This is a genomic window from Streptomyces sp. NPDC046716 (assembly GCF_040645755.1).
Classification (GTDB): domain Bacteria; phylum Actinomycetota; class Actinomycetes; order Streptomycetales; family Streptomycetaceae; genus Streptomyces.
The window spans coordinates 21604-27603 of the sequence record NZ_JBEYYU010000085.1; the positions used below are offsets into that span (position 1 = coordinate 21604).

Here is a 6000-nt window from a genome sequence, read left to right on the forward strand (position 1 = left end):
CCGGCGGTGTGCGAGGGGGCACACCCTGGTGTCGAATAGTGTCGAATGCCTCCGTGCGCCCCCGTCCGGGGACCTGACATCCTGGCTACTCGCATCCCATTGGGTAGCCACTGGGGGCCGACGCGCGGCGCGGCGCGGGTCATTCGGACACGTATGGGGGGAATAGGGGGAACGCAATGCCTCGTTGGAGGGCGCTACCGGACGAACTCGACCCGCAGGTGAAGGAGTTCGCCAGCCAGTTGCGCCGGCTGGTGGACCGCAGCGGGCTCGGGATCGCCGCGCTGGCGGACCGCACCGGGTACAGCAAGACCTCGTGGGAGCGGTATCTGAACGGACGACTGCTCGCGCCCAAGGGAGCGATCGTCGCGCTCGCCGAGGTCACCGGCACCAATCCCGTCCACCTGAACACGATGTGGGAGCTCGCGGAGCGCGCCTGGAGCCGTTCCGAGATGCGCCACGACATGACCATGGAGGCGATACGGATCTCCCAGGCGCGCGCCGCGCTGGGGGAGTTCGGAGCGCCCGCCGCCCAGACGGCGGCCGGCGCGAGCAGGAACGGCAGTGCGACGGCCTCCCGGTCCACCGAGGTGGCGGAGCCCGCCGTGGCCCCGGCGTCGCCGAGCGTGCCGCCGCAGGTGAGAACCCAGGGCCCGGACCAGTTCGGCCCGCCGCCGGTGCTGACGCCGGACCCGCCGGGCGGCGGCGGACAGGGCGGCAGACGGCGCCTGTTCATGGTCCTCGCGGGAGGCATCGGCGCGGCCCTCGTCGTCCTCATCGCCTACGTCCTGACCAGCGGCGGCGATGACAAGGGCACCGAGGCCGGACCGTCGAAGCCGCCGACCACCAGCGCCCCCCAGCTGCCCGCGGGCGTGCAGTGCGTGGGCGACGGCTGCACCGGCAAGGACCCCGAGGCGATGGGCTGCGGCGGCGATCTGGCCGACAGCCCGACGAAGACCGCGCTCGGCACGGCCAATGTCGAGGTCCGCTACAGCAAGACGTGCAAGGCGGCCTGGGCGCGGATCCAGTTCGCGGCGCCCGGTGACAGCGTGACGCTGTCCGTCGGTGCCAAGACGTCGAAGAAGGGCCTGGTCGGCGACGCGGACACCGACGCGTACACCCCGATGATCGCGGTCGGCTCGGCCGCCGAGGCGAAGGCGTGCGGGGCGCTCGCGGCGGGCCGGAAGGGCTGCACTCCGTAGCCCGGACGCCCCGTCGCACAGGAAGTCGGACAGGAACAGGTATGGGGGAGCGCCTTCGGGGAAGGCGATCGATACCCCCACGGGATGGCCACACGGTGGCACCCTGGCGGCCGCCGGCCCCCTCTCTCCCGGGGCGGCGGCCGCCGCCGCCTTCCGGCTCTGTGGGGTGAGCCACACGGACCCGGGGGTCGTGTCCGGCCGAGAGGCGATAGCCTGACGAGCGGATCTCTTGGTATCAAGAGATCGATCAAAAGCCTCGCTGTCATACGGAGAACGCCATGACCCGCACTCCCGTGAACGTCACCGTCACCGGCGCCGCCGGCCAGATCGGCTACGCACTGCTCTTCCGCATCGCCTCCGGCCAGCTGCTGGGCGCGGACGTGCCGGTCAAGCTGCGCCTCCTGGAGATCACCCCCGCGCTCAAGGCCGCCGAGGGCACCGCCATGGAGCTCGACGACTGCGCCTTCCCGCTGCTCCAGGGCATCGACATCACCGACGACCCGAACGTCGCCTTCGACGGCACGAACGTCGGTCTCCTCGTCGGCGCCCGCCCGCGCACCAAGGGCATGGAGCGCGGTGACCTGCTCTCCGCCAACGGCGGCATCTTCAAGCCGCAGGGCAAGGCGATCAACGACAACGCCGCGGACGACGTCAAGATCCTCGTCGTCGGCAACCCGGCGAACACCAACGCCCTCATTGCCCAGGCCGCCGCGCCGGACGTACCGGCCGAGCGCTTCACCGCCATGACGCGCCTCGACCACAACCGCGCGCTGACCCAGCTCGCGAAGAAGACCGGCTCGACCGTCTCCGACATCCAGCGCCTGACGATCTGGGGCAACCACTCGGCCACCCAGTACCCGGACATCTTCCAGGCGTCCGTCGCGGGCAAGCCGGCCGTCGAGGCCATCGGCAACGACGAGAAGTGGCTCGCCGAGGACTTCATCCCGACCGTCGCCAAGCGCGGTGCCGCGATCATCGAGGCCCGGGGCGCGTCCTCCGCCGCCTCGGCCGCCAACGCCGCCATCGACCACGTGTACACGTGGGTCAACGGCACCGCCGAGGGCGACTGGACCTCCATGGGCATCCCGTCGGACGGCTCCTACGGCGTCCCGGAGGGCCTGATCTCCTCCTTCCCCGTCACCACCAAGGACGGCAAGTACGAGATCGTCCAGGGCCTGGAGATCAACGAGTTCTCGCGTGCGCGCATCGACGCGTCCGTCAAGGAGCTGACCGAGGAGCGCGAGGCCGTGCGCGGTCTCGGCCTCATCTAGGTCCCGCTCGCTCCGAGCGCCTGTTCCGACCGCCCGCGGCCGGGTCCTTCCGTGACCCGCCCGCGGGCGGTCGTGCTTCGCGGCGGGCCCGATGTTCCGGGGACTATGCTGTCTCTTTCGCAACTGCCGTACCAGCGACGGCAGTTCGAACAAGCTGCATCGATGGGAACATTCGGGGGAGTGGCGTGAGTACCGCCTATGTACCGCAGCAATCCGCGCCGGACACCGGCGACGGCGGGGTCGGCCCCCTGCCGCCGGCGAAGCCGCCCTACGCCAGTGAGGCCACCCGGCTGCTGTGCGCCGGCGCCTATCTCGACCAGGACTACCGCGACCGCGTCATCGAACAGCTGCATCTGCACGAGCAGCGCATCGCCGCCCCGTCGCTCGGCTTCGACGCGGCCCGCGTCCTCGCGCACGCGCTGCGCGCCCGGCGCCTCGAAGTGGCGTGGGCCGGGGCCGTGCTCGGCCTGTGGGTGGTGGGCCTGCCGCTGACGGGCTACTGGATCCTCACGTTCCTGCTGCCGTCCGCGCTGCTCGCGCTCGGCGTCTGGGTCCACGGACCGGAGGCGCGCCCGCCGGTCTACCGCAGGGTGGCCGCCTGGTACCTGCGCTGGTGGGGCCGGATCATGCTGGCCCTGCTGCTGATCACCACCGTGGTCATGGCCACCGGCGACGACGACGGCAGCTTCTCCTACGAGGTCCGGTCCGGCCTGCGCGAGGGCCTGCCGGACTTCCTGAGCTGGCTGGTCCCCGAGGGCAGCGGCACCGGCGACACCCTGCACGGCTGGCTCACGCTGCTGCTGTTCGCCCTGATCGCCCTGTGCGCGGGCGCCCAGCGCGGCCAGCTCGCCCGCGTGCTCGGCATCGAGCTGTCCGAGGAGCGGTTCGCGAACGCCTCCGCCGACCCCGCGGAGAGCACCGAGGGAGCCCGCTTCGCGCGGGTGATGCGGCGGATCAGGACCGAGCAGCACACGCCGCTGATCATGTACCACGCCGTCCGCCCGTTCTGCGGCGCCGGCGAACCGGTCGACACCTGGACCCTCGCCGTCGAGCTGCGCCCCGACCGGACGAAGAAGCAGCAGCCGCTCAACAACCGGGGCATCCTGGAGAAGATCCGGCCGCTGCTCGAACAGCTGCGGCTGCCCGCCGAGTTCGCGAGCACCACCGTGCGCGACCGGCTGCGCTGGCTGGAGATCGACGAGTGCGTCTTCCTGCCCGCCGAGGGCCTCGCCCGGCGCGAGGACGCCCCCTACCGGCCGGAGGAGTTCGAGAAGCACCGCGAGCGGTCCGTCGAGGAGGGCGCCGAGAAGCGGCGGCACTTCCTGCGGATCCGGGTCGGCGGCTGGGAGGAGGAGCTGGTCGTCACCGTCTTCGTCCGGGTGCACACCCAGGGCCGGATGCTGATGCTGGAGATCGCGCCGCACGTCCTCACCCCGATCCGCGAACCGTTCCGCGACGCGGACCGCACCGCCCACCAGTTCCGCAACAACAACCCGCTCGGCAAGGCCGCCTGGGCCGTCGGACGCATCGCGGGATCCCTCGCGCGCTCCCTCGTGACCGTGGGCCGCTGGATCGGCTACGGCTGGCAGGTCCTCACCGGCGGGCACGGCGGAGCGCTGCCCGACGGCCCCGCCCTGTCGGTGCGGGAGCTGGGCTCCGAGGGGCCCGGCTCGCTGTTCCAGCGGATGGACGTCGAGCGGTACCTCAAGTCGGTGCAGGACCGCATCGCGGGCGGAGTGCGCCAGGCCCTCGCCGAATCCGGCTACCAGACCGGCGAGTTCGTCCAGAAGATCGTGAACATCAGCAGCGGCGGCGTGAACATCGACCGGGTCGAGGACTCGACCTTCGCCGTCGGCAGCCACGCCAGCGCCACGTCGGGGAGCGCCGACGACACCCCGGCCAAGAAGGGATCCGACGACCATGACAGCGAATGACGAGCCCTCGGTCAGCATCGGCGACGTCCACGGCAGCACCTTCGCCATCGGCAGCCACGCCCACGCGGAGAGCCACACGCACGGCGCCCCGCAGCGCGACGAGGCGATGCGCGAACTCCTGGAAGCCGTACGGGAATTGCGCGCCGACCTGACCCGGCTGCGCGACGACGGGAACCTGCGCGTCCTCGACGCCGAACTCGCCGAGACGGAGGGCGAACTCGTCCGCACGGGCACCGCCCCGGCGACCCGCATCGAGCGGCTGCGCGCGCTGCTCGGCGACTCCCAGGCGGTCGTCTCGCTGCTCTCGTCGGCCGGCACGGTGGCCGCGATGCTGGGGAACCTGAGATGACCGGTCGCCAGTGGAACGAGGAGACCCAGCGCTGGGAGGAGGCCGGTTCGGGCCCCGCGACGCTGTCGTCGCCGCCTCCGCCGCGCCCGGACTTCGCGCCCCCGCCGACGTCCTGGCCCGAGCCGGAACTGGCGGGACCCGCCGCCCCGCCGACCGGCCGGAACCGCCGCTTCGTCCTCGTGATCGCCGGTGCGGCCGTGCTCGGCGCCGCCATCGCGACGACGGTGGTGCTGGTCGGTCGCGGGGACGACACGCGGCCGGACCCGAAGCCGACCCGGGCCGCCGCCTCCTCCTCCAGCCCCGGGCCCACCGCCACCCTCACCAGCGCGACGCCCACCCCGTCGTCCACCGAAGCGCTGCCCTCCGGATACCGGGAGGCAACCGACCCGGCGGGCTTCACGCTCGCGGTGCCGGAAGACTGGGAGCGCTCCGAGAGCAAGCAGGGCGTCTTCTACACGTCCGCCGACGAGTCCTCGCTGATCCAGGTCTTCACCATCGAGGAGCCCGACAGCACGCCGCTCGCCTCGCTCCGTACGGCGTCCACGACCCTCTCGTCGACCAATCCCGGGTACGAGGAGGTCTCGCTGGGGGAGACGCCCGCTCCCGACGGGGCCTCCGACGCCGTCACCGACGACGCCGCCGAGCTCGTCTACGCCTACGACAGCGACAAGCTGGGCGCCCGCAGAAAGGTGGTCGACTTCTCGTTCACCGCGCAGGACGGAGCCCAGTACGCGGTGCTCGTCGCGGGACCGGACAGCGAATGGCCCGCCCAGCGCGACCGGCTCGCCACCGTGCTGTCCCGGTTCGCTCCTGCCTAGTCCGAGGCTCTGAACTGGCTCAAGCGCGGTTTCGGCGGGTACCGGCCGGTGACCGCTTCTCGCGCAGTTCCCCGCGCCCCTGGGCAGTTCTCCGTGCGCGGCCCGGTGGGGCTTCTCGCGCAGTTCCCCGCGCCCCTGAGATGCGCACTTCGTGCGCCATCTCATCAGGAGAAACGCATCCCGTGCGAGGCGGCACCGGAGAAACGCATCCCGTGCGGGGCGGCACCGGAGAGGCGCATCCCGTGCGGGGCGGCACCGGAGAGGCGCATCCCGTGCGGGGCGGCACCGGAGAGGTGCGCCCCCTGTGGCGCCTCGTCTGAGAGGCGCGGCGGAGCCGCAGCCTCAGGGGGAGGCTGCGCGCAGCGCATGCCTCAGGGGCGCGGGGAACTGCGCGAGAAGCGGCCACCGGCCCGCGGACGAAGCGCGACC

5 protein-coding genes are annotated in these 6000 nt (G+C 72.3%); all 5 read left to right on the forward strand.

Annotated elements, in window-relative coordinates; genetic code table 11:
• The first annotated feature begins 176 nt into the window (after positions 1-176).
• A complete protein-coding gene (locus tag ABZ930_RS37890; RefSeq protein WP_361558864.1) occupies positions 177-1199 on the forward strand; it encodes an XRE family transcriptional regulator in 1023 nt (340 codons plus the stop codon).
• Positions 1200-1477: 278 nt separating this feature from the next.
• Complete coding sequence (locus ABZ930_RS37895) at positions 1478-2470, forward strand: malate dehydrogenase (protein WP_361558866.1); 993 nt, start codon at positions 1478-1480, stop codon at positions 2468-2470.
• Between the two features lie 185 nt (positions 2471-2655).
• Complete coding sequence (locus ABZ930_RS37900) at positions 2656-4404, forward strand: hypothetical protein (RefSeq protein WP_361558868.1); 1749 nt, start codon at positions 2656-2658, stop codon at positions 4402-4404.
• Positions 4391-4753 carry a hypothetical protein gene (locus ABZ930_RS37905; RefSeq protein ID WP_361558871.1) on the forward strand — a complete coding sequence of 121 codons (363 nt, stop codon included), beginning with the start codon at positions 4391-4393 and terminating at the stop codon, positions 4751-4753. Before ABZ930_RS37900 ends, ABZ930_RS37905 begins: the two co-directional genes overlap by 14 nt.
• Positions 4750-5571 carry a hypothetical protein gene (locus tag ABZ930_RS37910; RefSeq protein WP_361558874.1) on the forward strand — a complete coding sequence of 274 codons (822 nt, stop codon included), beginning with the start codon at positions 4750-4752 and terminating at the stop codon, positions 5569-5571. The genes ABZ930_RS37905 and ABZ930_RS37910 overlap by 4 nt, the downstream gene beginning before the upstream one ends.
• Positions 5572-6000 lie beyond the last annotated feature (429 nt).

Bases quoted from the DNA above. Each gene is read 5' to 3' on its own strand.
- ABZ930_RS37890 (WP_361558864.1), top strand. From the start codon at position 177: ATGCCTCGTTGGAGGGCGCTACCGGACGAACTCGACCCGCAGGTGAAG.
- ABZ930_RS37895 (WP_361558866.1), top strand. From the start codon at position 1,478: ATGACCCGCACTCCCGTGAACGTCACCGTCACCGGCGCCGCCGGCCAG.
- ABZ930_RS37905 (WP_361558871.1), top strand. From the start codon at position 4,391: ATGACAGCGAATGACGAGCCCTCGGTCAGCATCGGCGACGTCCACGGC.
- ABZ930_RS37910 (WP_361558874.1), top strand. From the start codon at position 4,750: ATGACCGGTCGCCAGTGGAACGAGGAGACCCAGCGCTGGGAGGAGGCC.